The organism is Roseateles sp. PN1, assembly GCF_038419725.1.
Classification (GTDB): Bacteria; Pseudomonadota; Gammaproteobacteria; order Burkholderiales; family Burkholderiaceae_C; genus Paucibacter_A.
Map to the genome: position 1 here is coordinate 32,533 of NZ_JBCARA010000017.1, position 25,336 is coordinate 57,868.

A 25,336-nucleotide genomic window follows, 5' to 3' on the forward strand; every position below is an offset into this window, starting at 1 on the left:
GGGATTGCCAGGGCTTGCCAGCGCTTTGGCAAAAACAAACTCCCACAACAGCCCTGTTTTGGTGCCAATGGAATTGGTCTAGCGCACCATTTCAGTGCTGATGACGGCACCAAAATCGAGCACGCCTGTTTTCAGTGCGGCGTAGGCGGCCTCCATCTGCTCGGGCGCACCCTTCACGCCCAGCTCGATATGACGCCCCCATTGCGGATGATCGACGCTGGGCAGGCTGAAAACCTTGATGCCAGCGAACTGCGCCTCCACCGCCTCCATCAGCGGCGTCAGCGAAGCTTCCATGGCGCCCTGCACGATCAGCGAACGCTCTTGCAGCCCCACCGTGCGGTGCAGATCGGCATGGCGCTCATCCAGCACCCAGGCCATCATCGGATGCGCCATCACCGGGAAGCCAGGCACGAAGTAAACCGTGCCGACCGAGAAGCCGGGAATCTTGTTGAAGGGGTTGGGAATGATCTCGGCGCCGGCCGGGAACACGCCCATCTGCAGGCGCCGCAAGGTATCTCCAGCTTCGGGGTCAGGGCTTGCCTGGCCCTGCTCTTGCGCCATTTGGGTAATGCGCTGCCAGATCAGTTCCTTGGCCTCGGGATGCAAGACCAGCTCAGCCCCCAGGGCCGCGGCGGCCGCTTGGCGGGTGTGATCGTCCGGCGTGGCGCCGATGCCGCCGCAGCTGATGACGAGGTCGCCGCTGGCAAAGGCTTGGCGCAAATGCTCGGTGATCTGCGCTGGGTCATCGGCCAGATACTTGGCCCAGTCCAGCTGCATGCCGCGGGCGGCCAGCAGTTGGATGAAGCTGCTCATATGCTTGTCCTGGCGCTTGCCGGACAAGATCTCGTCACCAATGATGATCAGGCCAACTTTCATGGGGTTTGCTCCTGCGCTTGAATCACGGGCGGCTGCTCCGCCTCAATCACCGGCCCGCCCTGTCCGCCCTGTCCACGAGCCATGCGCAGCTCCTGCAAGGCATTGAGCGCATAGTGGATGAACCACAGGGTGGAGAAGGCAAACACCAGGGTGTAAAGCCAGATCGACACCAGCACCAGCAGCGGCGCCAGCGCCACCGCCATCACGCCAAATGCCCAGATGGCGGCGGGTGCGGCGCCCAGGAAGCCGGTCACCAGGCCCAGCGTCATCATCGGCACCTTGTGGGCGCGCATCAGCTGACGGCATTCCTGCGCCGAGGCATGCTCGGCCAGGGCGTCAAAAGCAAACACCTTGTAGCTGAGCCAGCCAAAGATCAGCGGCGGCACGATCAGGGCCAAGGGCGGAATCAGCCAGAAAGGCAGGCTCACCAGCAAGGCGAACAGCGCCAGCACCGAATGCATCAAGGACCAGCCCAGCGACTTCCAGAAGGTGCCGCCCTGCTTTTTCTCCAGCATGGGGAAGCGCCGCTCGGCCACCAGCTTGATCAAGGTGGGTGTCATCATCAGCGCCACCAGCAGCAGGCTCAGCACCACGATCACAGGCAGGGCCAGGGCCAAGACCAGCAAAGGCGCAATCACGCTGCGCAGAGCACTCGCACCGACACTGTCGAGCCAGCCCAGCAAGGAGTTGATCAACTGCCAGGACTCCAGCGTGCCGCGCATGCCGGTCACCGCGTCTTCCCAGAAAAAGTAGCCCAGCCCGAAGGCCAGCGCAGCCGACAGCAGCAGCGGCAACAAAGAAAGGGCAATCACCCGCGGATGCAGGCAATAGGCCGCCGCACGCCAAAAGGCGTCGGCAAGCTGACTCATGGACTTGACCATTGCTTGACTTCTCTCGTTTAGCCGTTCAACTGGCGCCAAACAGGCGCCGCAAACCCAGCCATTGCTGGGCCCAGAATCCGCGCCCATAGTCGCGCCCGCCCTCTTCCGGCAATTGGTCGCGCACGCCGGTGGCATCCCATTGCAGTTTGAAGTCGGCGGTGCGGAAGATCACATCCCAAAACGCGAACAACACGCTGAAATTGTGCCCGCCCAAGGTGCCTCGGCCGCCCGACTCATGGCCGATGCCGATGGAGTGATGGCGGCGATGAAAACGCGGGCTGACCACCACACGCTCCAGCACGGGCCCGAACCACAGGCGCACATTGGCGTGCTGCAGGTTTTCCATCAGCTGCGAGAAAGCCACCAGGGCGATGAACTGCCCCGGCTCCACGCCAATCAGGCGGGCCAGCAGCACAAAAGCAGCGTCGCGGAGCACATCGTCGAGCAGATGGTTGCGGTTATCGGTCCACATGCTCATCTCACGCTGGCTGTGATGCAAGCTGTGCAAGGCCCACCACCAATTCCACTGATGCTGGGCGCGATGCAGCCAGTAATTGACGCAGTCAAACACCAGCAAATAGAGGCAAAAACTCAGCAAGGGCTGGTCGGTGACGCCGGGCCACAGCGCATCGAGCTGAAAGCTCGGCACGCCCACCATGCGCATCTGGCCGGCCAGATAGTCCCACATCGGATCGATGCTGAAGAACATCAGCAAACGGAACAGGCCCAAGCGATGGATCAAGGTGTAGATCACATCCACCCGCTTGGCGGCGCGGTCCGTCTGCGCCTCCACCGGGCGCCAACGCTCCAGGCCGCGAATGGCGGTCAGCATCACCGCAATTTGCAGCAAGCCCACCAGCAACCAGCCGGTCGCCGCAAAAGCGTCTTCCAGCAGGTTGCCACCGCCCAAATTGAACACCAGCGGCTGCACCAGGGTTTCAAACAGCCAGAGCTGGCCCTGGGCAAAGAGATCAGTCAAGAATTCCATCATCGTCAGGGTTTGCTGGCGACGGCCTTGCCCTCGCTACGCTTGGCTTCCAGGCTGGCAAACAGGGGCGCAAAGCGGGGGTGTTCGCGCAAGGGCGCGAAGCACATGCCCTTGTCCTTGAGCCCTTGCATCAAAGGCTCCAGCACGGCAGGCGCCCACGGGTCTTGGCGCGACCAGATGCCCAAATGCGCCATGAGGATATCGCCAGGCTTGATGTCGCGCAGGGCGCGCTCCAGCAACTTGGCATTGGGGTGGCTTTGGCTGGACAACTCATCGCCCAAAAAACCCGCCGCGCTCCAGCCCACATGGGTGTAGCCGCAGGCCTTGGTGGCGGCCAGCAGCGCGGGTGAGCTCTTGCCGGCAGGGGCGCGGAACAGCGGGCCCATTTTCTTGCCGGTCATCTCGGTGAAACGCTGAGCCACCTTGTCCAGGCTTTCGCAATATTGCTGCGCCGTGAGCTCAACGATCTGCGGCTTTTGCACACCGGCGGCGCGGCGCATCTTGAAGCGGCCGTCGGGCAAGTCTTCCAACCAGGTGTCGTGATCCCAGGTGTGGGGGCCAAAGTCATGGCCTTGCGTGGCCAGGTTCTTCCACCAAGGCGCCCACTGCGCGTCCAGGGTCTGGCCGCCGGTTTGGGTGGGCTCGTTGGCTAGGAAAAAAGTGGCCTTGGCATCGAAGCGTTTGAGCGTGTCCGCGATCAGCGGGGCCACGCCCATATGGCCGGTATCAAAGCTCAGATAGACCGGCTTGTCGCAGGCCGGGGCGGCCTGCAAGGCCGTGCCGATCAGCGTCAGGGCCATGGCCATGGCTGTGGGCCTGGCAAAGCGACCTGACAAAGACTCACACAGGGAAGCAAGCATCACTGGCGCGGCATGTGATTCAGCGTCCACACGCCATGCGGCGATTTGCCGACCTTGACCTGCTGGATCACCTTCTTGCTGACGGTGTCGATCTTGGTCAGCTTGCCGGCCCAGCGCGAGGTCACCAGCAAGGTCTTGCCGTCGCCCAGCACTTCCATATCGTCCGGGCCGCTGGGGCCGGGGAATTGGTCAACCACCGCAAAGCTCTGCAGATCGATCTTGCTGATGGTGTTGCCGGCGCGGTTGCTGACCAGCACATGGCGCTTGTCACCCCAGGCGCGGAAGGAATGGGCGCCCTTGCCAGTGGCGATGCGCTTGACCAATTTGGGCGCGCTGCCGCTGACGTCGTAGACCTCCACTTCCTTGGCGCCGGTCAGCGCCACGAGGATGTGTTTGTCGTCAGGGGTCAGGAAGATGTCCGCCGGCATGGGGCCGACCTTGGTCTTCCAGCGCGGCGCCTGCGTGGCCAGGTCAACCGCCAGCAACTCATCGCTGTCTTGCAGGCTGACGTAGAGCACCGTGCTCTTGCTGTCGATGAACAAATGGCTGGGCGTCTTGGGCGCGGGAATGCGCTTGACCAGCTGGAAGGGCTTGGCCGTGTCGGCAGGCACCCAGCGGTACAGATTGACATGGTCCAGGCGATTGGCCGCGGTGACAAACCACTTCATGTCCGGCGAGAAGCGCAGGTGGTAGGGGTCGGCAATGCCGTTGACCACGCGCTGCACCTCGGCCGTGGCCGGGTCGATGAAGGTCAGCGAATCACCCAGGGCATTGGCCACCACCAGGGATTTTTCATCCGGCGTGAGGTAGAGGTGATGCGGCTCTTTGCCGGTGGGAATGCGCTTGATCTGGGTGAAGCTGACCGGGTCAATCACGCTGATGTCGGCATCCAGCGAATTCAGCACAAAGATGGGTTTGCTGACGGGCCCCGCCGGCGGGGCAGCCAAGGCGCTGGTCGCGGTCAGGAAACTCAGGGCCAAGCTGGCAAGAACACGCGGCCGGAACAAAAAAGACATCGATCAACCTCTGGCAAAAATGGGCGCTGCTACCCTTGTAGCAACGCCCGCCAGTGTAGTTGCCCCGTCGGCGGCCGGTCTTGCCTAGTGTGGTGTTTCATGCTGTGTGGAACTTAAGAAAACCGATGAATTTGGCCCTATGGCAAGGCGCAAACCGCAGACATAGCCGTAGCTATGGCGAGGATTTGCAAGGCAGCCATGGGGACAAAGACGCGGCTTTATGTTGCACACAGTGTGAAACACCGCACTAGGGTCAAGGCCCAGTGCGGGCTGCGGCTCAGTCTTCGTCGCCGCCCAGCAAACCGCCGAGCAGGCCGCCGGCGGCCACGCCGCCGAGCAAAGAGCCTTCCTCACGACTGCCGCCGCGCTGCGGTGCGGCCGCAAAAATACGCGACGCCAGGCGCGAGAAGGGCAGGCTTTGCAGCCAGATCTCGCCGGGGCCGGTCATCTTGGCCAGGAACAAGCCCTCGCCACCGAACAGCGCGGTCTTGATCTTGCCCACGTACTGGATCTCGAAATTGACATTGGGCGTGTAGGCCACCACGCAGCCGGTGTCCACCAGCACGGTTTCACCCGGCTGCAGTTTGCGCCGCACCACGGTGCCGCCGGCATGCACAAAGGCCAGGCCGTCGCCGTCGAGCTTTTGCATGATGAAGCCCTCGCCGCCGAAGAAGCCCACGCCCAGCTTTTGCTGCAAGGCAATGCCCAGCGATACGCCACGTGCGGCGCACAAGAAGGCGTCTTTCTGGCAGATCAGCGTGCCGCCGAGCTGGCGCAAGTCCATAGCCAAAATCTTGCCGGGGTAAGGCGCCGCGAAGGCCACCTTGGCCTTGCCATGGCCCTGATTGGTATAGACGGTGGTGAACAACGATTCGCCCGTCACCAGGCGTTTGCCCGCGCTCAGCAGCTTGCCGAAGAAGCCGCCCTGGGCGGCTGCACCGTCGCCGAACACGGTATCCATGCTGATCGCCGAGTCCATATACATCATGCTGCCGGCCTCGCCGATGGCGGCCTCGCCGGGGTCGAGCTCGACCTCGACGAACTGCATCTCGGCACCCTTGATTTCAAAATCGACAACATCCATGGCCATGCTTCTAACTCCTGTTCTGAAAAGCGCGGCGCCATCTTAACGAGTGCTACCTATACTTGATCCATGACAGGACTCTCGCCCGTGCCCGCGCCAGCGCTCACGTCAGCATCATCACCCAGCCCCACGCCAGCCGCCTCGCTCAAACCGGGCGACAGCTACGTGCAGTCATTCGCGCGCGGCCTCTCCGTGATCCGCGCTTTCAATGCCGAGGCGCCGCGCCAAACCCTCACCGAAGTGGCCAAGCGCTGCGAGCTGACCCGGGCCGGCGCCCGGCGCATTTTGCTAACGCTGGAAACGCTGGGCTACGTCAGCTGCGACGGCCGTCTGTTCGCGCTCACGCCCAAGATCCTCGACCTCGGCTTCGCCTATTTATCGACCCAGCCGCTCTGGCACTTCGCTGAACCGGTGATGCAAAGCCTGGCCAGCGAGCTGGGCGAGAGCGTTTCCGCCGCGGTGCTGGAAGGCAATGACATCGTCTACGTGCTGCGCGTGCCGGCGCGCAAGATCATGAGCATCAACCTCGGCCTGGGCAGCCGCTTGCCGGCCTGGTGCACCTCGATGGGCCGGGTTTTGCTGGCCGGGCTGGAGCCCGCCGCGCTGGAGCAGTACCTGGAACGCCTGCGCCAGCAACCTCTGGCCCGCCACACCGTGCGCACGGTCACCAACGAGGCCGATTTGCGCCTGCGCATCCATCAGGTGCGCGAACAGGGTTGGTGCTTGCTGAATCAGGAGCTGGAGGAAGGCCTGGTCTCGCTGGCCGCGCCCATCGTTGATCGCAACGGCCAAGTGCTGGCGGCGCTCAATATCGGCGCCCAGGTGAACCGGCGCCCGCCGGAGGCACTGCTCGACACCTGCTTGCCCAAGCTGCTGGAAGCGGCGCGGCAGATCTCGCGCCTGCTCGAACTCAAGCGCTGAGCCGCTGCGGCGCCACGCAGGGCATGACGATTTCAAACGCCGCGCCGCCACCCGGCGGGCTGCTCACCGCAATAGTGCCGCCCAGCATTGAGCGCACGATGTTGTAGCAAATATGCAGACCTAGGCCACTGCCGCCCTGCCCCAGGCGCGTGGTGAAAAAGGGGTCGAACACCCGTTCCAAATGCTGAGGCGGGATGCCCACGCCGTCGTCGGAAAAGCGCAGGCACACCAAAGCCATGCCAGTTTCAGTTTCGGCGGGCGTTGCGCTGAGGCGAATCACGCCGTCCAGGCGCTCCCGCAGGCCGTGCACCAAGCTGTTGATGATCAGATTGCTGAGCACCTGGCCCAGCGGGCCGGGATAGCTGTCTAGCTGCAAGCCCGTGGGCACATCGATGACCATGCGGTGGCCGGCCAAGTTGACACGCTGGCGCAGCGTCAGCGCCACTTCGGCACACACCTTGGCGAGATCGAACTGGCGGCGCTGGTCCGAGGTTTGGTCCACCGCCAGTTGCTTGAAGCTGCTCACCAGCTCCGCCGCCTTCTCGATATTGCGTGACAGCAAGCCGGCAGAATCGCCCAGGGAATGGGCGTACTGCGTCAACTCCGAGCGCCGCAAGGCGCCCGCTTCGAGCTGGCGCAGCAGATGCTGGCTGCTATCGCGCAAGGTGCTGGCCACCAGCAAGCTATTGCCGATGGGCGTATTCAGCTCATGCGCGATGCCGGCCACCAGGGCACCCAGCGAGGCCAGCTTCTCATGGTGAATCAGTTCGTCCTGCGTTTGCTTCAAGCGGTTCAGCGCCAGGTCGGCGCGCTTCTGGGCGCTGGCGGCCTGGGCATAGGCGGCGGCATTGTCCAGCGCGATGGCGCCGTAGGCACACAAGGTGCGGAAGATGGCCAGCTCCCGTTCACCATAGGCATCGCGCTGCGGCGACTGAATCGTCATCACGCCGATCAGGCGCTCACCCGCGAGCAAGGGGCCGTAGAGCAAGCTCCAGGTCACCAAGGTGCCGGGCCAGACCGGTGGGCTCTCATCAAGGTCGTCGGGTGCCAGATTCAGCGCGATCTCGGCACGCTCGCGGGCGCAGCGGGCGACAACGCGCTCGGGGTCGTCGAGTGTCAGGCGGTCCGGCTCCAGGGCCTGGCCGTTCTCGACGCCCAGAGCCATCGCCAAGTCACCGCTGGGCTCGTCGACCAGGTAGATCACAAAGCAAGCGGCATCCAGCAACTCGTTGACATGGCGGCGCAGGGCTGCCAGCACCGCCTGCGTGTCCAGGCTGGCAGTGATCTCGCGACCGATCGCGCCTAGGCTTTCCAGCGCCCCAATCGAGGCCTGCAGCGCCACCGCCGCTTGGCGATGGTGGGCCGCCTCGGCCCGCGCGCTGTCGAGCTGATGCTGGATCTGCAAGGCCAGGCTGCGTTGCTCCAGCGCCGCGGTATGGGTCTTGGCGTGCGCCTCTTGCGCCGCCAGGGCCCTGGCGTAGGCGGCCTCATAGTCACCGCAGGCCGCATGGGCTTTGGCCAGTTGGCGATGTAAATCAGCCGGCGTGGCGTATCCCTGGATGCCTTGGCCAAGCCGCAGGGCCTGTTGCAAAAAAGCCAGCGCTGACGACCCATCCGAAGCCTGTGCCAGCAAAGACAAGGCCCTGATCTGCCCAACGCTGTCGCCCTGCGCGCGCGCTTGCTGCAAGGCCTTGTTGGCGCAAGCCTGGGCTTCCTCAACCCGGCCCAGGCCCAAAAAGCTGGCGGCTTGACCCCGCCAGGCGAACTCCAGCATGTCCGCAGCCATGCTGGCCTGGGCATGAAGCTCCAGGGCCTGAAAGCGCGGCAGCGCCTCGGCCGGCTCGCCACAGTCCAGCGCCAGCAAGCCCAGCACATTGAGCACGGTGTTGAAAGGGCGAGAGCCGCTCAGGCAGGCCAGTTGCGCTTCACTCTCCAGCAAAAAGTGGCGCGCCTCATCGAAACGCCCGAGCAGGCGCAGCACATCGCCCAGCTTGCTCAAGGCGCCACCCAAACAGGCCGGCCAAGGATGGCGACGGGCCAGTTGCAAGGCCCGCTCATGCCATTCCAGGCCATGCTCAAAATCGCCCAGCCGTACAAAAGAGTCGGCCACGTTATTGGCCATGACGGAGGCCAGACGCGCCTGGCCGAAGGCCTGCGCCAAGGTGTGCGCTTGCATGAAATGCCGGATGGCGCCACCCAGATCGTTGGTCATTGCCTCGACGAGGCCGCGAGCCACCGCCACGAACAGGCCAAGTTCTGGCGGCAGCGCTTGATCGCCGTCGGCAGGGAATTGCTGGCGCAGAGCCTCGGCTGCGGCCGCCAGATCCCTGAAGGCCAGCGCGCGAATCTGCCGCGCCTGCGCCTGGCGAGCGCGCAAGCCGTCGCCGCCCGTCAGGTAAGCCGTCAAGGCATCACCCAGCGCAGCCATTGCGGCCTGACCCCGGCCCAAATCGTCCATGACAAAGGCCTCAAGCCAGCAGCAGTCGCCATGGCCGATGTCATCACCCAGGGCCAGAAAAAGCGCACTGGCCTCGCGCAATACCAAACTTGCCCCCTGCAGATCGGCAGCCAGCCAACGCAGCTCCGCACGCAGCAGCAGCAAGCGGGCGCTTAGGCGCTGCCGCAACGCGACCGGCAAGCTGTCAGCCGCCATCAGGGCTTGCTCGGCCACTTGCGCCTGAATCAAGGCGGCCTCACCGTCGCGCTGGCGCAGATGCCAGGCCAGACTCACGCCCGCAGTCACACCCGTCTCGCCGGCCAATGAGGCCCGCTGCCGCAGCACGGCGAGTTCCTCGCTGGTGGCCAGTAGATTCATGCGTGTGAATATTGACGTTTGCCGGTCGATCATATCGACGAGCACTCACCAGCGGCGGGCTTGGCGGCAGACAGATGAAGTTTGTGTGAAGAAACCTTCAGCGCAAGCGCTGTCGGCGCCATCCGGCCTGGCCTTGAGAGAACGCCCGCATCACCTTGTCGGCAAAAAAAAAGAGTGCCCAAGGGGCACTCTTTGACTTGCATCGAAGCAGGGGCAAGGGCCAATGCGGCCCCGGCAGCTCAGCCCATGTGCAGGCCGCCGTTGCAACTGAAATCGGCGCCGGTGGTGAAACCAGAGTCTTCACCCGCCAGCCAAGCCACGATGGCAGCGATTTCCTCGGGCGTGCCCAAGCGCTTGATCGGGATGGTGGCCACAATCTTCTCCAGCACCTCGGGGCGAATGGCCTTGACCATATCGGTGCCGATATAGCCCGGGCTGACGGTATTGACCGTCACGCCCTTGGACGCCACTTCTTGCGCCAGGGCCATGGTGAAGCCGTGCATACCGGCCTTGGCGGCCGAGTAGTTGGTCTGGCCGAACTGGCCTTTCTCACCGTTGACCGAGGAGATGTTGATGATGCGGCCCCAGCCCCGCTCCAGCATGTCTTCAATCACCTGCTTGGTGACGTTGAACATGGAGTTCAGATTGGTGTCGATCACCGCATCCCAATCGCCGCGGCTCATTTTGCGGAACATGCCGTCACGGGTGATGCCGGCGTTGTTCACCAGCACATCGATGGGGCCATGTTCGGCGCGCACCTTGGCGAAGGCCGCCACGGTGGAATCCCAATCCGAGACATTGCCGACCGAGGCGTAAAAGGTGTAGCCCAGGGCGGACTGCTCATTCAGCCACTTATCGAAATCACGGCTGGGGCCGCAGCCGGCGATGACCTTGAAACCTTCTTTGTGCAGGCGCTGGCACATCGCAGTCCCGATGCCGCCCATTCCGCCGGTCACATATGCAATCTTCTGGCTCATAAAAACTCCTTGCCTCCACGGCTGGCTATTCGGTGTGGCCACTGGCTGCGCCGCGTCTAGAGCGCCGGCAGCGACCTATTGATATTCGAAAAAGACGCAGGAAAGTGCGGGTGAAAACAAGCCTCACGCAAGACCCCGGGAGGGTCAAGCGGGTTGGCCCTATGCGGGTAAACCGAGGGCTTGTTAGCGTTCCACCGTCAAGGCCACGCCCATGCCGCCGCCAATGCACAGCGAGGCAATGCCCTTCTTGGCATTGCGACGCTGCATCTCGTGCAGCAAGGTGACCAAAATGCGCGCGCCGGAGGCGCCGATGGGGTGGCCCAGCGCAATGGCGCCGCCGTTGACATTGACCTTGCTCATGTCCCAACCCATTTCCTGATGCACGGCACAGGCTTGGGCGGCGAAGGCTTCATTGATTTCAAGCAGATCGAGGTCTTGCGCCTTCCAGCCGGCGCGCTCCAGCGCCTTGCGGGCCGCGGGCACCGGGCCCATGCCCATGATGGCCGGATCCAGGCCCGCGCTGGCATAAGACGCGATGCGCGCCAGCGGCGTCAGACCCAGTTGCGCCGCCTTGGCCGCCGTCATGATCAGCAAGCCAGCGGCGCCGTCATTCAGGCCAGAGGCATTGCCGGCGGTGACGCTGCCGGCCTTGTCGAAAGCGGGGCGCAGGCCAGCCAGCACTTCGGCATTGGTCTTGCGGTTGATGAATTCGTCGGTGTCAAAAATGATGGGGTCGCCCTTTTTCTGGGCGATGCTGACGGCGGCAATCTCGTCCTTGAAGCGGCCGGCGTCCTGAGCCGCGGCGGCCTTTTGCTGCGAGCCCAGCGCCAGCGCGTCTTGCGCCTCGCGGCTGATGCTGTACTGCTTGGCCACGTTCTCGGCCGTGATGCCCATGTGGTACTGGTTGTAGACGTCCCACAGGCCGTCGGTGATCATGGTGTCGACCAGCTTCCAGTCACCCATGCGCTGGCCGTCGCGCGAACCGGGCAAGACGTGGGGAGACAAGCTCATGCTTTCCTGGCCACCGGCGATGACGATCTCGCTGTCGCCATCACGAATGGCTTGCGCCGCCAGCATCACCGCCTTGAGGCCGGAGCCGCAAACCTTGTTGATGGTGAAGCCAGGCACCGATTGCGGCAGGCCGGCCTTGATGACGGTCTGGCGAGCCGGGTTCTGGCCCGCGCCGGCGGTCAGCACTTGGCCCAGGATGACCTCATTGATTTGCGCGCCATCCAGGCCGGAGCGACGCAGCAAGTCCTTCACCACCGTCGCACCCAGCTCCACCGCCGAAGTCTTGGCCAAGGTGCCGCCGAACTTGCCGATGGCGGTGCGGGCTGCGGCCACAATCACGATATCTGTCGTCATGTCTTCTTGCTCCGTTTTAATTTCAAGTTAGGCTTTTTGCTTGACATAGCGGCCGGGGGCCGCCTCGATGGACTTGTACTTGCGATTACCCGCCGCCTTGGGCGCAGGGATCTGCTTGCCGGCATGGGTGGCCAGCCAGGCGGACCAATCGGTCCACCAGCTACCCGGCTTCTCGACCGCAGTGGCGAACCATTGCTCGGCCGTGCCCGGCAGGGCCGCCGACTTGCCGACCCAGTAATTGCGCTTATTCTTAGCCGGCGGGTTAATGACCCCGGCGATATGGCCGGAAGCGCCCAGCACAAAGCGCTTATCACCCTTGAACACCTGGGTGCTGCGGTAGGCAGCGTCCCAGGGCACGATATGGTCTTCGCGCGAGCCGTAGAGATAAACCGGCGCCTCAATCAGGCCGAGGTCGATCTTCTCGCCGCATACGGTCAGGGCGCCCGGCACTTTCAGCTCATTTTGCAGATAGGTGTGGCGCAGATACCAGCAGTACATCGGGCCGGCCATATTGGTGGCGTCACCGTTCCAGTACAGCAGGTCAAAGGCCGGCGGCGCTTCGCCCTTGAGGTAGTTGCCCACCACATAGTTCCAGACCAGATCATTGGGGCGCAGGAAGCTAAAAGTAGTGGCCAGCTCCTGGCCCTTGAGCAAGCCTGGGCCCTTGGGGGCATTCGGGCCAATGCTTTTTTCGCGCATCTGCACCAAGCCCTCATCGACAAAGATGTCGAGGATGCCGTTGGCGGAAAAGTCGATCAACGAAGTCAGCAAGGTCACGCTGCTGGCTGGCTGCTGGCCGCGCGCGGCCAGCACGGCCAAGGCGGTGGCCAAAATGGTGCCGCCGACGCAAAAGCCCAGGCTGTCGATCTGATCAGCGCCGCTGATCTCACGCGTTACTTCGATGGCCTTGATGGCGGCGTGCTCGATGTAGTCGTCCCAGGTCCAGGCTGCGCAAGACGCATCCGGGTTGCGCCAACTGACCACAAACACCCGGTGGCCCTGCGACACCGCATAGCGGATCAGTGAGTTCTCGGGCTGCAAATCGAGGATGTAGAACTTGTTGATGCAAGGCGGCACCAGCAAGAAGGGGCGCTCGAAGACGGTAGGCGTCAGCGGCTTGTATTCGATCAGCTGGAAGAAATCGTTCTCGAAGACGATGTCGCCGGGCGTGCTGGCCACATTGCGGCCGACTTCGAAAGCACTCTCATCGGTCTGCGACACATGGCCGCGCTGCACATCGGCCCACAGCTGCTGCATGCCCTTGGCGATGCTCTCGCCCTGGGTTTGCAGGGCCAGCTTTTGCGCCTCCGGGTTAAGGGCCAGGAAGTTGCTGGGCGAAGCCGCGTCGACAAACTGCTGCACGGCGAAGCGGATGCGCTGGCGGGTCTTTTCCTCGCCCTGCACCTGGTCGGCCATTTGCTGCAAGGTCTTGGCATTGAGCAGATAGAGCTGCGCCATGAAGGATGCGGCCGGGTTGGCGTTCCAGGATTCGTCAGCAAAGCGGCGGTCGCCCAAGGGTTTGGGCGGGGCGGCGGGTGCAGCCGCGGTCAAATTACCCAGGCTGCTCAGATGGAGCGCGTTGTTCCACAGCTCGGTGGCCTGCTTGATGTAGTTGCCTTGCAACTCGCTCAGCGCCGCGGGCGAAATCTGCAGGCTCAGCATGGAGTTCCACATCTCGCCCAAAGCACCGACGCCATCGCTGGCTGGCTTTGCGCCACTAGCCGCACCGGGGGCAGCGCCCTCCGACCTATCCTGAACAGCCTCGGCGGCTGCCGCTGAGGCTTTCGATTTACGTGCCATGAGTCTCCCAACCATTGACCAGACGATGAACTGATGATGATGAATGCACGGAGGCCTAGGAGCGCTCCGCATGAACCCGCGCCAGACTCTTCGTCGCTGCGCAATAGCCCATGAGGATCATCCTATTCAAATGCTGTTGTAACCTCCATCCCTTACCTTGTAATGACACCTCATGTACTTAATCGCAATTGCTTGGGGCTATGTGGCCGTGATGATGGCCTTGGCCGAAGCCACCAGCAGCCAAGGCAGCATTCTTGGCGCCGTGATCACTTTGCTGCTCTACGGCGTGCTGCCCATCACCATCTTGCTCTACATCCTGGGCGCCCCGGGGCGCAAAGCTGCACGCAAGAAGCAGGCCATGGCCGAGGCTGAACTGGCCGCTCAGGCTGCTGCTACAGCTCAGGCTCAACAATCAACGCAAGCTGATGGCGGCGACCATGCGCCCGCCCAGCCGCTCCCGCCGGTAGGAAAAGAAACGTGAGTCTTCGCTGTAGGTGCACCAAGCGCCACCGCTGATCGAGCCCAGGCCCAGAGCCTGCAGCCGCTGGCGGGCCAAGCCCACCAAATCAGCGCGCCAGCGCGGCTCGCCGGCCGCATTGGGGCGATAGCTGAACAATGGCTGATCGTGCAAGAGCGGCGCCCGACCGAAGGCTTGCAGCACATCGGCACCCACTTCAAATGCGCTAGGGCCTATGCATGCACCCATCCAGGCTTGCACCTGCCCGGGCTGGCATCCGGCCGCAGCACACAGTTCGGCCACCGTGTTCTCCAGCACCCCGCCGGCAAGTCCTCGCCAGCCGGCATGTGCGCCGGCCACCCCGCCTGGGGCGGCGAACAGCACCGGCAAGCAGTCCGCCACCTGAATCGCCACCGCCAAGTCGGGCCGCGTGCTGACGCTGGCATCCACCTTGAGCTGCGGCACGCCCGGCAAGACATGCTCCGGCGCCAAGCGGGCGACGTCGCTGCCATGCACTTGATGGAGAAACACCGCTTGTGCCCCCAGCGCCTGGCTGACCCGGGCACGGTTGGCGGCCACGGCGGCGGGGTCGTCCTCGACCGCCCCGCCCACATTCATGCTGGCATGCGCACCCTGGCTGACGCCGCCGGCGCGCGTGGTCATGAAGGCCTGCACGGACAGGCCGGTGAACTCAGGCCGCAGCCAATCGGGGTCGATCAGCGCTGCTTCACTCAGCATCGGGGCAGGCGCTGGGTTGCGTTTTGGCGAAAGCGTCCAGCGCCATGCAGTTGGCAAATACCCGCATCACGCCGGGCACATGGTCGAGTCGGCAATCGAAACGCTGGGCGTTGAAGATTTGCGGCACCAGCACGCAGTCGGCCAGGCCGGGCGTGTCGCCAAAGCAGAATTGGCCGGCGCTGTGGTTCAGGCGCTGCTCCACCACGGCCAAGCCCTGCTCGACCCAGTGGCGGTACCAGCGATTCTTGTTGTCCTCGTCCACGCCCAGCTCCTTGCTGAGGTAGCGCAGCACCCGCAGATTGTTCAGCGGGTGGATTTCACAAGCGATGTCTTGCGCCATCGCCCGCACTTGGGCGCGGCCCAGGGCGTCGGCCGGCAGCAGGGGCGGCTTCGGGTGGGTTTCATCGAGGTACTCGATGATGGCCATGGACTGGCTCACCAGCGCATCGCCATCGCGCAGCAGGGGCACCAGCTTGGAGATCGAGGCTTCGGCGTAGCTGGCGTTGAACTGCTCGTTCTTGGCCAGGTGGACGCTGCGGTAGTCGTAATCCAGCCCTTTGAGTGCCAGCGCGATGCGCACCCGGTAGGAGGCGGAGGAGCGAAAGTAATTGAAGAGTTCCATGAGCGTGGATGATGCCACGGCGCTGTGACGGCGGACAGCTCGGGCGTGCGCTGCGCCGCCTTTAACACGCCACTCTTCGTAAGCATCTTCGGCGCCACTTGAGGGGCATTCCGCGCGTCATCTTGCCCACGCAAGCGCCCGGCTACACTGCGGCCCATGTGGCTGCCCCCTCGTTTCAAGTTTTGCTCCAGCTGCGGCGCTGCCGTGGACTACCGCGTGCCGGCTGACGACAACCGCGAGCGTGCGACCTGCGGCACCTGCGCCAGCATTCACTACCAAAACCCCATCAATGTGGTGGGCACGGTGCCGATTCTGGGTGAACCCGGCGCAGAGCAAGTGCTGCTCTGCCGCCGTGCGATTGAGCCGCGCCTGGGCCTGTGGACCCTGCCGGCCGGCTTTTTGGAATTGGGTGAGAGCTGCGAAGCCGGCGCCCTGCGCGAAACCATCGAAGAGGCCGGCGCACAAGTCGAGATGCAGCCGCTCTACAGCTTGATCAATGTCTTGCGCGCCGGTCAGATTCATCTCTTTTACCGCGCCCGCCTGCTCTCGGCCGAGTTCGACCCGGGCCCCGAAACCCTAGAAGCCAAGCTCTTTTACGAGCATGAAATTCCCTGGGACGAGCTGGCCTTCCGCACCGTACGCGAAACCTTGCAGCGCTATTTTGAGGACCGCCGCTTGGGCCGGCCCTTCGCGCTATTCAGCTCCGAAATCAGCTGATTCAGGCCCGCCCGGCTTGCTGCGTCGTCGCCCAAGGGCCGGTCACGCCGTCCAGCTCGCAGTCCCACAAGGCCTGCACATCCATGGCGTCGACCACGCCCTCGGCATAGACCTTCAGCGCCAGGCTGCGCAGCATCACCACCATGCCGCGCACAAAGGCGGCGCGCGCCGCGTCACCCGACACCCCGCTGACCACGGCCACGTCCAGCTTCACATAGTCCAGGCCGGCTTGGTAAAGACGCTCCACCTGGGCCAGGCCGGCGCCGGCATGCTCCAAGCCCAGTTTGAGCCCCAGCGGGCGCAGTTGCCGGCCCATTTCCAGCAAGAGATCAAAGTGGGCAATGGCCGCGCTTTCGGCAAGCTCCAGGCCGAGCTTGCGCGCCGCCTGCGGCGCTTGAAACACCTGCTCGCGCAGCCGCGCCACAAAGCTGCCGTCCAGCAACGAGGCCGGCGCCACATTGATGCAGCGGGCTTGGCCGTCGCGGGCGATGGCTTCCAGTGCCAGGGTCACGGCCAGCACATCCACATCGGCCGTCAAACGGCTGCGCAGGGCCAGGGGTAGCCAGCGCGAGGCTGGCTCAAAAGCACCGCCCTGCTCCAGTTGCAGCTGCATCGGGCTTTCTTGATGCAGCACTTGACCCGCCTTGTCCAGCAGCGGGTAGGCCAGCAAACGCCCGCGCTTTTCAGCCAGCGCTTCCATGATCTGCGCCCGCCAAGCGCGCTCGCCCAGGGCCAGCAGGCCGGTGACGGCTTCTTGCGCCCCGGGCCGCAGCTTGCTGAACTCGACCACAAAGCCGCTCTGGCTTTCGGCCCGCGCCAAGGCCGCATCGGCTTCACCGAACCACACACCCATGGCCTGATCGCGCGGCAGATCCACCGCGCCGACGGCCACATGAATGCCATTGCCAAAGGCCGGCAGGCTGGCGCGCAAGGCTTCGCTCAAGGCCTGGGCTGTTTCCTGCGCCACATCCGGCGCGGGCAGCCAAAGCGCGAAGTCCGCACCATTCAAGCGGCCACCCAGGCAGCCACGCACCCGGTCGGGATAGGCTTTCACCGCTTTGCCCACCGACAGCAAAATCTGATCCACGGCCGGCCGACCGAGGCGCTGGTTGAGTTCGGTCAAATCACGCAGGCGCAGCAGCACCAGGCCAGCATGGCTGGGGCCTTCGTCGCGACTCAGGGCCGAACTCAGCTCGGCCATGAAGTGCTTGCGCGTGCTCATGCCGGTCAGCGGATCGCAATGCGCTTGCAGGCTCAGCACCTGCAGTTGTTCGGCCTGGGCCTCAAACATGCTCTTGACCCGCAGCACCATGGCGTTCATGGCTTGGCTGAGGCCGCGCAACTCGGGCACGTCGGATTCAGGCACCACCGTGAAGCTGCCCTCCACCACCGCCCGGGCTTGGGCGGCCACATTGTCCAAAGGCCGGCGGATGCGGCGCAACACCCAAGCCGCCGCCAAGCTGGCCAGCACGCCGACCACGCTCAGCAGCAGGCTGATGCGGGTGACACTGCGCCACAACTCGTCATGGGCATAGGCCGACTGGCTTTGCACCTCCAGGCTGCCGACGGCATTCCAGCCATTGCTGACCTGGGCCACGCCGGGCTGCGCCTCAATCGGTGTCAGGGCGACAAACCAAGCTGGCGCGCGGGATGCGAGGGCTGATGCGCGGCGCTCAAGGGCCACCTTGCCGTCGGCATGGCGCAGCACCACGCTCTGGTAGTAGCCGGTGTCAAACAGCGCCGACATCTGCAACTCCATCAAGGTCGGGTCGCCCTGCTGCTGCGACAAGACCAAGGCCAGGGCCTGGGCGTTGTCGCTGTTCTTCATCTGCAACTGGGTCTGCAGCAAAAGCCGCACTGACAGGGTTGATACCGCCACGCTGCCCAGGAGCGATGCGAGCAGCGCGGCCAGAACCAGCAATCCAACCTGACGCATCAAGGACATGGAAACTCCCCAACAAGACTATTCACTTCTCAGCACCCTTAAAAACCTTCGGCCCGCGCCTTGGCCAGCAAATCGCGCCACAAGGATAGACGTTGCAGCGGGTCCCCCGCCGACGTTGCCCCTACCCCTTGCCACAGCCCTTCGCCGTTGAAACTGAACACCGGCTGCAAGTCAGGCCGCTGCGAGGCCGGCCGTACATCGGCGATCAGATTGTCCAGAATCAGTGGCTCCGCACTCGGCTGTGCATAGTAGGCCAGCACCATATGCGCAATGGAGCGGCCACCCAGACTGGCACGCACATAGACCATGCGCAGCTTGGCCACCGGCATGCCGGCCGATAGCAGGGCGAAATACTTGGCAATGGCGTAGTCCTCGCAATCGCCCTGGCCTTTGGCTAGCGATTCCAGCGGGCTGGCCCAGTAGTCGATCTTGCCCCAGACCTCAATGTCATCGCGAAATTCGATGTGCTTGTTGACGAAGCCATTGACCTCGCTCACCCGCGCCACTTCGTCCATGGCGGTGGCACGCTCGATCAGCTGCAGCATCTGCTGCGCCTCGGCCAGCGCCCGCGGCGAGACCTTGGTCGCGGCCTCCAGCCAGCGGCCACGGTCCAGCGCATAGCTCAGCGTAGGCAGCACGCCGGCCGTCAAGGCCAGGCTGGCGCAAACGCGCAGCAGCCAGCGCCGGGTCAAGCCCGGTCTAGGCACTTTGGCACGTTGAGCGCAAAAGAGCATGCGTTGTTGCGTCCGAAATCAGCTGGCGAGGGGCCTGCAAAGCGATGCAGCAAGCCATAATCCGATGCACTTTACAGGCTGCGCCTCATATGGCGGCCAGGTGCAGGGCCAATTTCCTTTGTATTCCATGAGCACCCAGACAATCCGCCAAGAAGTTGACAAAGCGCGCCAGACCGGACCGCTCAAACAAATCATCATCCCCCCATGCCCTGAGCTGCTGGCCCGGCTGCAACAGGCGATGGCAAACAACCCGCCAGATTTGACCGAAGTGGCACGCATCGCCGCCAGCGATGTGGCCATGTCAGCCACCCTGCTGCGCCTGGCCAACAGCCCCATTCACCTGTCCGACGGCATGCCCTGCAACACCGTGGGCCAGGCCATGACACGGATTGGCCTGGACGAGACGGCACAGGTGATGACCGCCTTTCTGCTGCGCAATGCCTTCCCGGTCAACAACGCACATCTGACCCGCTTCTGGGAGCGCTCGGCCAAACGCGCCCGCGCCATGGCTTTTGTGGCCCGGCAGCTGCCGGGCTTGTCGCCCGACCTGGCACACACCTTCGGCCTGTTTTGCCATGTGGGCATTCCAGTCCTGCTGCAAAGCTTGCGCGGCTATGGCTCGACCCTGGTGGAGGCTGCGGCGCGTATTGACCGCTCCTTCATCGCCACCGAAAACGCCAACCACCGCACCGACCATGCCGTGGCCGGCGCCCTGCTGGCCCGCGCTTGGAATATGGCGCCGGAGCTGATGGCGGCGATCCGCCTGCACCACAGCCTCGAATCCATGGGCGCCTCGGACATCGAACCCGAAGTCCACACCCTGGTTGCCGCCGGCCTGATCGCCGAGCACCTGATGCGCATGCACGAGGGTCTGGACGAGGAAGCCGACTGGGCCGCCCACCACGCTGCCGCCATGGCCTGGTTGCACATCAGCGCGGAAGACCTGGAGCATTGGGACGACCAATTGCGCGCCTTGCTCGATCACGCCTGAACCCATCCTCCGGCCCCCACTCGCCGGGCCGGCGAAGGCGGATCAAGCCAACTCAAGATAGCGCGCCAGCTCCCAATCCGTCACGCATTGATTGAAGCGCGCCACCTCAGACTGGCGGGTTTCGACAAAGTGATTCACGAACTCTTGGCCGAATAACTCTTTGGCCAGGCTGGACTGGCTCATCGCGGCCGTGGCCTCGGCCAGGGTGGCGGGCAGGCGCTGCACGTCTTCCGCCCCATGATTGGCGCCATTCACCGCCGGCAGCTCAAGCGCTAGCTGATGTTCGATGCCGTAGAGACCCGAGGCCAATGCCGCTGCAATGGCGAGGTAGGGATTGGCGTCCGCGCCGGCGCTGCGCGTCTCCAGCCGCAGCGATGAGGCCGCGCCGGGGATCACCCGCAGCGAGGCATTGCGGTTGTCAATCGCCCAGGTCGGCTTGACCGGCGCCAGGTTGTTGTCCACCAAGCGCTTGTAGCTGTTGATAAAGGGCGCGTACATCGGCAGCAACTGCGGCAGGCCATGCAGCTGACCGGCGATGAAGTGGCGCATGGTGTCGCTCATGCCGGCCGCGCCCTTGGCATCATGGAAAGCGTTGCGGCCATCGCGCCAAAGGCTTTGATGCAGATGCTGGCCACAGCCGGGATAGTCCACCGAGAACTTGGCCATGAAGGTGTTCAAGAGCCCATGGCGGCGGCCAATCTCCCGCACCGACTCCTTGAACAGCACCGCACGGTCGGCCGCCTGCAAGGCCTCGGTGTAGCGGATCGCGGCCTCAAAATTGCCGGGACCGGCTTCGGTATGCAAGGCCTCCAGCGGCACATCCATGGCGTTCAGGCTGGTGAACAAGTCGCGCACAAACGCCTGCTGAGCATCGATGCGAAATGGCGAGTAGTTGGTGGCGCCATGGGTGGCGGTGACCAGGTCGCGATAACCCTTCTGCCGTACCGACAGCTCGGTCTCCGCCAGCACAAACCATTCGAACTCAACCCCGACCTGGGCCGTGAAGCCCATGCGCTCGGCCTTTGTCAGCACCCGTTTGAGCACCTGGCGCGGGCAGATCGGCAAAGGCTGGCCATCGGCCTGCACATGCTCGCCCAGGATCAACCAGCGGCCACCATCCCAAGGCAGCTGGCGTGCGGTGCTGGGGTCAAGCCGCAAGCCAATATCAGGGAAGCCGGTGTGAAAGCCGGTGAAGCTGACGCGGTCGTAGAGCCGATCCTCAATGTCCCAGCCAAACACCGCGCTGGCAATCGTGCCGCCGCCCTCCAACATGCTGGCCATCTTCTCGCCGCTGAGGTGCTTGCCGCGGCAGACGCCGTCGATGTCGGTGACGGCAAATCGCACATAAGGCTCTTTTTCCAACACCATCCGGGACAGCTTGATTGCCGACGCATCCGCCATGAAAAGGCTCCAAAAAATGCCCTTCTCGGCAGGGCGATATCAGCCGAGGTCCCCGGGAGGGACGCCGGCGCACGATGAGCCCCATATTAAGATCGAATGCGCGGGCCATTCGCCCGTGTTTACCTTGCACTGCTGCATTCAGAACCTGATCCTCGACTGCCCCAAACGGCCCGCCATGACCCTGCGCTACCTCACCGTTCCCGTCACCGCTTTCGCGCAAAACTGTTCTATCGTCTGGTGTGATGAAAGCCGTGAGGCCGCCATCATCGACCCCGGCGGCGACCTGCCGCGTTTGTTGGAAGAGGTGCGCCAGCAAGACCTGACCCTCAAAGCCATTTGGCTCACCCACGCGCATATCGACCATGCCGGCGGCACCGGTCAGCTGGCGAGTGAATTGGGCTTGCCCATCATCGGCCCGCATCCGGGCGATCAGTTCTGGATCGACGGCCTGGCCAAGCAGAGCCAGATGTTCGGCTTCCCCGCCGCCGAGCCCTTCACCCCGACGCGTTGGCTGGCCGACGGCGACACCGTCAGCATCGGCAAGCAAACCCTGAATGTGCGCCACTGCCCCGGCCACACGCCCGGCCATGTGGTGTTCCATAGCGCCGCGATCAAGCGCGCCTTTGTCGGCGATGTGCTCTTCGCCGGCGGCGTGGGCCGCAGCGACTTCCCCGGCGGCGACCATGCCACCTTGATCAACTCGATCACCCAAAGGCTTTGGCCCATGGGCGACGACACGGTGTTCATCCCCGGTCACGGGCCAGAGAGCGACTTCGGCACCGAGCGCCGGACCAACCCTTACGTCCGCGGCACCTGAACGCTGGAACTTGCTGCAACGGCAACGGCAGCGGCAGCGGCAGCGGCCGGTCAGGTCCAATTTTGATGGCATATTTGCAGCCGCCACGCCAAGTTCCTTGCCGCGCTGCATCGTGCTTGAGCTGTCTCTTTGTCTGAAGTCACGCCATGTCTGATGCCTGAAACCGCCACCAGCTCACCAACCGAACTTGCTCGGCCCGCCTTGGCGGGAACAAAGGCGTCCGCAGTACGCGCCAAAGCGCCGCTGGTGCCTAGCTATCTCGAACGGGTCTACTGGTGGGCCTATGTTCACCCCAGGGCGGTGCAGACTTTTGAGCGCGGCTGGCTGGTCAATGCCATTTTGTTTGGCAACTACGCGCGTTTGCGCGACGCGGCCATCAAGGACTTGACCGAGCCCGGCGGACTCGGCCAAGCCATGCCGAGCCGCACGCTGCAAGTGGCCTGCGTCTACGGCAATCTCACAGCACGCCTTCAACAGGCCATGGCACCCCAGGCACAACTGGATGTGCTGGACATCTTGCCCGTGCAACTGGACAACCTGGCAAAGAAACTGCCCCAATCGAAGCCGCTGCGTTTGCTGCATGGCGACTCCTCCGCCTTGCCGGCTGCCGACGCTAGTTACGAGCAGGTACTGATGTTCTTTCTACTGCACGAGCAGCCCGAGGCGGTGCGCCGCGCCAGCATGGCGGAAGGGCTGCGCGTACTCAAACCCGGTGGCAAGCTGGTCATCGTCGACTATCACCGCCCAGCAGCCTGGCACCCCTTGCGTCCCTTGATGCGGCTGGTTTTCAAATGGCTGGAACCCTTTGCCATGGACTTGTGGCGACATGAGGTGACGAGCTTCCTGCCTGCGCAAGACCCGCCGCTCAAGGTCGAAAAGCATTTGTACTTCGGCGGCCTGTATCAGAAGCTGGTCATTCGCCGCTGAACATTGATGCGGTGGCGGGGGCTCAGCTCATTCAGCTGCGCCGACAATCGCGGCCATGTCAGAACGCCCCGCCGAAAGTTCAAGTGCAGCACCCCAGGGCTCAGTTAGCCGCCTGCGCGCCCAGTTGCCGCGCTTGGCCCTGGCACTCGCACTGCTGGCCCTGAGCTTGCCTTTGGCCTATCGCCTCTTCGGTCCGCGCGGTGTGGAGGTGCAAATACTGCGCAAGACCTGGCGCCTGGAGATCGAGGTGGAGCGGCAGATCGCCGAGCTGGGCTCGGCCTGGTGCGACGAGCTGCCCGCCGGCGCGCAGATCCAAAGCCAGCGCTTGGTTGGAGCAGCCGTCGATGCACCCGCTACCGCGGCCGCAAGTGCCGAGGCTGCCCTTCGCGCCCATTGCCGCTACACCTTGCCAACCTGGCGCACGCTTTGGCAAGCCTCCCGACAAGGCGTGGACCCCGAGCCACCGCGTTGGCCCGAGCCCGAGTTGACGCAAGGCACGCAAGAGTTGAGCCGCCAGCGCTTGGGCGCACGCCATCAGTTTTACGAGTTAGAACTGGTGGCCGCGAACGGCCAGCGCTGGGTCTGCCGCCAGCCCCTGGACAACTGGCGCCGTCTGCCGCAAGGCAGCCGATTCCGCCTGCTGGTGGATCGCCAAGGCAGCGCCAACTGCGCCAGCGTGCCCAGCGGCTGAGAAGCAGCCGAGCCACACAGCCGATGAATTGGCGATACAACAGGGGCGGCCCATCTGGCCGATAAGATGCCGCAGCTTTTAAAAAAACCAGCGCTTACGCCCACCCATGAACCTGACCCGGCCTTCCCGCTTCTCATCCATTCCGCCCGGCGCGGGCGTGCTGTTCTTTGTCCAGATGTTCTCGACCCTGGGCTTCGCGGTGCTGTATTCCAGCCTCGTGCTCTATGCCACCGAGCATCTAAAGTTCGACGCCGAAAAGGCCGCCCTGATCATGGGCGTGTTCGGCGCCTTCAACTACGGCCTGCATCTGTTCGGCGGCTATCTGGGCGGGCGCTTCCTGAGCAACCGCAATCTCTTCGTCGGCGGCATGGTGCTGCAGGTGCTGGGCTGCGGATCAATCGCCGGCGGAACGGCGGAATTGCTCTACTGGGGCCTGGCCCTGTTCCTGACCGGCAGCGGCCTCAATGTCACTTGCCTGAACATGATGCTGACGCAGCGCTTCGCGCCCGAGGACAGCCGTCGTGAAGGCGCCTTCCTGTGGAACTACGCCGGCATGAATGTGGGCTTTTTCATCGGCTTTGGCGTGGCCGGCCACTATCAGCTGAGCAAGAACTACACCGACCTGTTCTTGTTTGCCACCCTGGGCAATATGCTGGCCATCGTGCTGGCCCTGGCCTTTTGGCGCGTGCTGGCAGACATCGACACGCCCTTGCTGAAAGCCAGCCCGCGCGACTTCAAACTGCGCCTGGCGGCCGGCTTGGCCATCCTGGCCGGCCTGGTGCCGCTGCTGTGGTTCTTGCTGCAGCACCCACATGGCACTGAGTCTTTGCTCAAGCTGATCTCGGCCGGCGTGGCGGTGGCGCTGATCGTGCTGACGGTACGCCATACCAACGTACCCGAGCGTAAGCGCATGTGGGCCTATCTGATTCTGACTCTGGGCTCGCTGATGTACTGGTCGCTCTACCAGATGGCGCCTAGCGGGCTGCAGCTGTTTGCGGTCGGCAATGTGAAGTTGGAGTTGTGGGGTATTCGCATCGCACCGCAATGGGTGCAGAACATCAACACCTTGGTGATCGTGCTGGGCGGCCCGCTGCTGGCCGCCTGGTTTGCGCGCTTGCGTGAGCGTGGCTGGCCGGTGGACGTGCCCCAGCAGTTTGCCGCTTCGCTGGTGCTGATGGGCCTGGGCTTTCTGGCCTTGACGCTGGGCATCAGCCTGGCGGATGCGCAAGGCAAGGTCGACTTTGTCTGGCTGGGCACCAGCTATGTCTTGCAAAGCCTGGGCGAGTTGCTGATCTCGCCGGTGGGCTACGCCATGATCGGCCGCCTGGCCCCGCGCCAGTACCAGGGCGTGATGATGGGTAGCTGGATGTTGGTGACCGGCCTGGCCTCTCTGTTCGCGGCCGACTTCTCAGGCATGGTGGCCCAACCCGCAGGCAGCACCGCGCTGAGCAGCAACCCGGCCTACGCCAGCTTGTTCACCCAGCTGGGCCTGGGCAGCGTGGCGGTGGGCGTGCTGCTGGTGCTGATGATTCCGACCCTGCTTAAGCTGATCGGCGCGCCTGAACACAAGCCGGCCTGAGGCCCAGGGCCCAGGGCCCAGGGCCCAGGGCCCAATCGCAGGGCCCGCATGCAGCAGCCACCCTCATGCAAACAAAAAAGGCCGCAATCGCGGCCCTTGGCTTGTTTGCGGCACAGAGCCGCCGTACCTGCAGC

General features: G+C 64.0%; 23 protein-coding genes. 8 read left to right on the forward strand and 15 right to left on the reverse strand.

What is annotated here, in order from left to right; translation table 11 throughout:
* Positions 1–78: 78 nt before the first annotated feature.
* The 6 genes from AABB87_RS21040 to AABB87_RS21065 form a co-directional block, all read right to left on the reverse strand.
* Positions 79–876 carry a competence/damage-inducible protein A gene (locus AABB87_RS21040; protein ID WP_341973263.1) on the reverse strand — a complete coding sequence of 266 codons (798 nt, stop codon included), beginning with the start codon at positions 874–876 and terminating at the stop codon, positions 79–81.
* Positions 873–1,745, reverse strand: coding sequence for an EI24 domain-containing protein (locus tag AABB87_RS21045; protein WP_341973264.1), 873 nt, complete (start codon positions 1,743–1,745; stop codon positions 873–875). The genes AABB87_RS21040 and AABB87_RS21045 overlap by 4 nt, the downstream gene beginning before the upstream one ends.
* A gap of 37 nt (positions 1,746–1,782) precedes the next feature.
* Positions 1,783–2,745 carry a sterol desaturase family protein gene (locus AABB87_RS21050; protein WP_341973308.1) on the reverse strand — a complete coding sequence of 321 codons (963 nt, stop codon included), beginning with the start codon at positions 2,743–2,745 and terminating at the stop codon, positions 1,783–1,785.
* 5 nt (positions 2,746–2,750) lie between these two features.
* Entirely contained in the window at positions 2,751–3,551 is an 801-nt protein-coding gene (locus AABB87_RS21055) for a polysaccharide deacetylase family protein (RefSeq protein WP_341973265.1), read from the reverse strand.
* 53 nt (positions 3,552–3,604) lie between these two features.
* Complete coding sequence (locus tag AABB87_RS21060; RefSeq protein WP_341973266.1) at positions 3,605–4,621, reverse strand: YVTN family beta-propeller repeat protein; 1,017 nt, start codon at positions 4,619–4,621, stop codon at positions 3,605–3,607.
* Between the two features lie 277 nt (positions 4,622–4,898).
* Positions 4,899–5,711, reverse strand: coding sequence for a TIGR00266 family protein (locus AABB87_RS21065; protein WP_341973267.1), 813 nt, complete (start codon positions 5,709–5,711; stop codon positions 4,899–4,901).
* 63 nt (positions 5,712–5,774) lie between these two features.
* Here AABB87_RS21065 and AABB87_RS21070 point away from each other — a divergent pair, with 63 nt between their 5' ends.
* Positions 5,775–6,626, forward strand: coding sequence for an IclR family transcriptional regulator domain-containing protein (locus AABB87_RS21070; RefSeq protein ID WP_341973268.1), 852 nt, complete (start codon positions 5,775–5,777; stop codon positions 6,624–6,626).
* On the opposite strand, the gene AABB87_RS21075 is transcribed toward AABB87_RS21070, so the two are convergent.
* The 4 genes from AABB87_RS21075 to phaC all read right to left on the reverse strand — a co-directional run bounded on the left by AABB87_RS21075 (position 6,616) and on the right by phaC (position 13,457).
* On the reverse strand, positions 6,616–9,441 hold the full coding sequence (locus AABB87_RS21075) for an ATP-binding protein (RefSeq protein WP_341973270.1): 2,826 nt from the start codon (positions 9,439–9,441) through the stop codon (positions 6,616–6,618). The two genes, AABB87_RS21070 and AABB87_RS21075, sit on opposite strands and share 11 nt — an antisense overlap.
* A gap of 239 nt (positions 9,442–9,680) precedes the next feature.
* Complete coding sequence (gene phbB, locus AABB87_RS21080; RefSeq protein ID WP_058718847.1) at positions 9,681–10,418, reverse strand: acetoacetyl-CoA reductase; 738 nt, start codon at positions 10,416–10,418, stop codon at positions 9,681–9,683.
* Between the two features lie 183 nt (positions 10,419–10,601).
* Positions 10,602–11,783 carry an acetyl-CoA C-acetyltransferase gene (locus AABB87_RS21085; protein WP_341973271.1) on the reverse strand — a complete coding sequence of 394 codons (1,182 nt, stop codon included), beginning with the start codon at positions 11,781–11,783 and terminating at the stop codon, positions 10,602–10,604.
* 27 nt (positions 11,784–11,810) lie between these two features.
* Positions 11,811–13,457, reverse strand: coding sequence for a class I poly(R)-hydroxyalkanoic acid synthase (gene phaC / locus AABB87_RS21090; RefSeq protein ID WP_445944897.1), 1,647 nt, complete (start codon positions 13,455–13,457; stop codon positions 11,811–11,813).
* Positions 13,458–13,755: 298 nt separating this feature from the next.
* Between phaC and AABB87_RS21095 the strand changes: the two genes are divergently transcribed.
* Positions 13,756–14,064 (forward strand): hypothetical protein, encoded by a 309-nt coding sequence (locus AABB87_RS21095; protein ID WP_341973273.1) that lies wholly within the window; start codon positions 13,756–13,758, stop codon positions 14,062–14,064.
* On the opposite strand, the gene pgeF is transcribed toward AABB87_RS21095, so the two are convergent.
* Both pgeF and maiA read right to left on the reverse strand, forming a co-directional pair.
* Positions 13,996–14,778 carry a peptidoglycan editing factor PgeF gene (pgeF, locus tag AABB87_RS21100; protein ID WP_341973274.1) on the reverse strand — a complete coding sequence of 261 codons (783 nt, stop codon included), beginning with the start codon at positions 14,776–14,778 and terminating at the stop codon, positions 13,996–13,998. The genes AABB87_RS21095 and pgeF overlap by 69 nt on opposite strands.
* On the reverse strand, positions 14,768–15,400 hold the full coding sequence (maiA, locus tag AABB87_RS21105; RefSeq protein ID WP_341973275.1) for a maleylacetoacetate isomerase: 633 nt from the start codon (positions 15,398–15,400) through the stop codon (positions 14,768–14,770). The genes pgeF and maiA overlap by 11 nt, the downstream gene beginning before the upstream one ends.
* Positions 15,401–15,556: 156 nt before the next feature.
* Between maiA and AABB87_RS21110 the strand changes: the two genes are divergently transcribed.
* Positions 15,557–16,117, forward strand: coding sequence for an NUDIX hydrolase (locus tag AABB87_RS21110; RefSeq protein WP_341973276.1), 561 nt, complete (start codon positions 15,557–15,559; stop codon positions 16,115–16,117).
* A 1-nt stretch (position 16,118) separates the two neighbouring features.
* Here the strand turns inward: AABB87_RS21110 and AABB87_RS21115 are convergent, their stop codons facing one another.
* Both AABB87_RS21115 and AABB87_RS21120 read right to left on the reverse strand, forming a co-directional pair.
* Positions 16,119–18,062 carry an EAL domain-containing protein gene (locus AABB87_RS21115; protein WP_341973277.1) on the reverse strand — a complete coding sequence of 648 codons (1,944 nt, stop codon included), beginning with the start codon at positions 18,060–18,062 and terminating at the stop codon, positions 16,119–16,121.
* A gap of 38 nt (positions 18,063–18,100) precedes the next feature.
* Entirely contained in the window at positions 18,101–18,769 is a 669-nt protein-coding gene (locus AABB87_RS21120; RefSeq protein ID WP_341973278.1) for a transglutaminase-like cysteine peptidase, read from the reverse strand.
* A 154-nt stretch (positions 18,770–18,923) separates the two neighbouring features.
* Between AABB87_RS21120 and AABB87_RS21125 the strand changes: the two genes are divergently transcribed.
* The gene (locus AABB87_RS21125; protein ID WP_341973279.1) at positions 18,924–19,787 is read left to right on the forward strand and encodes an HDOD domain-containing protein; all 864 of its coding nucleotides are present in this window, start codon (positions 18,924–18,926) and stop codon (positions 19,785–19,787) included.
* Between the two features lie 42 nt (positions 19,788–19,829).
* On the opposite strand, the gene AABB87_RS21130 is transcribed toward AABB87_RS21125, so the two are convergent.
* Positions 19,830–21,188 carry a glutamine synthetase family protein gene (locus AABB87_RS21130; protein WP_341973280.1) on the reverse strand — a complete coding sequence of 453 codons (1,359 nt, stop codon included), beginning with the start codon at positions 21,186–21,188 and terminating at the stop codon, positions 19,830–19,832.
* A 175-nt stretch (positions 21,189–21,363) separates the two neighbouring features.
* Between AABB87_RS21130 and AABB87_RS21135 the strand changes: the two genes are divergently transcribed.
* From AABB87_RS21135 to AABB87_RS21150, 4 genes are all read left to right on the forward strand, one after another.
* Entirely contained in the window at positions 21,364–22,005 is a 642-nt protein-coding gene (locus tag AABB87_RS21135) for an MBL fold metallo-hydrolase (protein WP_341973310.1), read from the forward strand.
* Positions 22,006–22,251: 246 nt separating this feature from the next.
* Positions 22,252–22,932: a rhodoquinone biosynthesis methyltransferase RquA gene (gene rquA, locus AABB87_RS21140; protein WP_341973281.1), complete on the forward strand. Its 681-nt coding sequence runs from the start codon at positions 22,252–22,254 to the stop codon at positions 22,930–22,932.
* A gap of 55 nt (positions 22,933–22,987) precedes the next feature.
* Entirely contained in the window at positions 22,988–23,623 is a 636-nt protein-coding gene (locus AABB87_RS21145) for a hypothetical protein (protein ID WP_341973282.1), read from the forward strand.
* A gap of 106 nt (positions 23,624–23,729) precedes the next feature.
* Positions 23,730–25,202: a peptide MFS transporter gene (locus tag AABB87_RS21150; RefSeq protein ID WP_341973283.1), complete on the forward strand. Its 1,473-nt coding sequence runs from the start codon at positions 23,730–23,732 to the stop codon at positions 25,200–25,202.
* Positions 25,203–25,336 lie beyond the last annotated feature (134 nt).

What these genes read in the sequence shown, in the direction of transcription:
- AABB87_RS21075 (WP_341973270.1), bottom strand. Translation starts at nt 9,441, where the DNA reads ATGAATCTACTGGCCACCAGCGAGGAACTCGCCGTGCTGCGGCAGCGG.
- AABB87_RS21040 (WP_341973263.1), bottom strand. Translation starts at nt 876, where the DNA reads ATGAAAGTTGGCCTGATCATCATTGGTGACGAGATCTTGTCCGGCAAG.
- AABB87_RS21045 (WP_341973264.1), bottom strand. Translation starts at nt 1,745, where the DNA reads ATGAGTCAGCTTGCCGACGCCTTTTGGCGTGCGGCGGCCTATTGCCTG.
- AABB87_RS21150 (WP_341973283.1), top strand. Translation starts at nt 23,730, where the DNA reads ATGAACCTGACCCGGCCTTCCCGCTTCTCATCCATTCCGCCCGGCGCG.
- AABB87_RS21115 (WP_341973277.1), bottom strand. Translation starts at nt 18,062, where the DNA reads ATGTCCTTGATGCGTCAGGTTGGATTGCTGGTTCTGGCCGCGCTGCTC.
- AABB87_RS21055 (WP_341973265.1), bottom strand. Translation starts at nt 3,551, where the DNA reads ATGGCCATGGCCCTGACGCTGATCGGCACGGCCTTGCAGGCCGCCCCG.
- AABB87_RS21110 (WP_341973276.1), top strand. Translation starts at nt 15,557, where the DNA reads ATGTGGCTGCCCCCTCGTTTCAAGTTTTGCTCCAGCTGCGGCGCTGCC.
- AABB87_RS21060 (WP_341973266.1), bottom strand. Translation starts at nt 4,621, where the DNA reads ATGTCTTTTTTGTTCCGGCCGCGTGTTCTTGCCAGCTTGGCCCTGAGT.
- AABB87_RS21125 (WP_341973279.1), top strand. Translation starts at nt 18,924, where the DNA reads ATGAGCACCCAGACAATCCGCCAAGAAGTTGACAAAGCGCGCCAGACC.
- maiA (WP_341973275.1), bottom strand. Translation starts at nt 15,400, where the DNA reads ATGGAACTCTTCAATTACTTTCGCTCCTCCGCCTCCTACCGGGTGCGC.
- AABB87_RS21145 (WP_341973282.1), top strand. Translation starts at nt 22,988, where the DNA reads ATGTCAGAACGCCCCGCCGAAAGTTCAAGTGCAGCACCCCAGGGCTCA.
- AABB87_RS21050 (WP_341973308.1), bottom strand. Translation starts at nt 2,745, where the DNA reads ATGGAATTCTTGACTGATCTCTTTGCCCAGGGCCAGCTCTGGCTGTTT.
- pgeF (WP_341973274.1), bottom strand. Translation starts at nt 14,778, where the DNA reads ATGCTGAGTGAAGCAGCGCTGATCGACCCCGATTGGCTGCGGCCTGAG.
- AABB87_RS21130 (WP_341973280.1), bottom strand. Translation starts at nt 21,188, where the DNA reads ATGGCGGATGCGTCGGCAATCAAGCTGTCCCGGATGGTGTTGGAAAAA.
- phbB (WP_058718847.1), bottom strand. Translation starts at nt 10,418, where the DNA reads ATGAGCCAGAAGATTGCATATGTGACCGGCGGAATGGGCGGCATCGGG.
- AABB87_RS21070 (WP_341973268.1), top strand. Translation starts at nt 5,775, where the DNA reads ATGACAGGACTCTCGCCCGTGCCCGCGCCAGCGCTCACGTCAGCATCA.
- phaC (WP_445944897.1), bottom strand. Translation starts at nt 13,457, where the DNA reads ATGTGGAACTCCATGCTGAGCCTGCAGATTTCGCCCGCGGCGCTGAGC.
- AABB87_RS21065 (WP_341973267.1), bottom strand. Translation starts at nt 5,711, where the DNA reads ATGGCCATGGATGTTGTCGATTTTGAAATCAAGGGTGCCGAGATGCAG.
- AABB87_RS21085 (WP_341973271.1), bottom strand. Translation starts at nt 11,783, where the DNA reads ATGACGACAGATATCGTGATTGTGGCCGCAGCCCGCACCGCCATCGGC.
- AABB87_RS21095 (WP_341973273.1), top strand. Translation starts at nt 13,756, where the DNA reads ATGTACTTAATCGCAATTGCTTGGGGCTATGTGGCCGTGATGATGGCC.
- AABB87_RS21135 (WP_341973310.1), top strand. Translation starts at nt 21,364, where the DNA reads ATGACCCTGCGCTACCTCACCGTTCCCGTCACCGCTTTCGCGCAAAAC.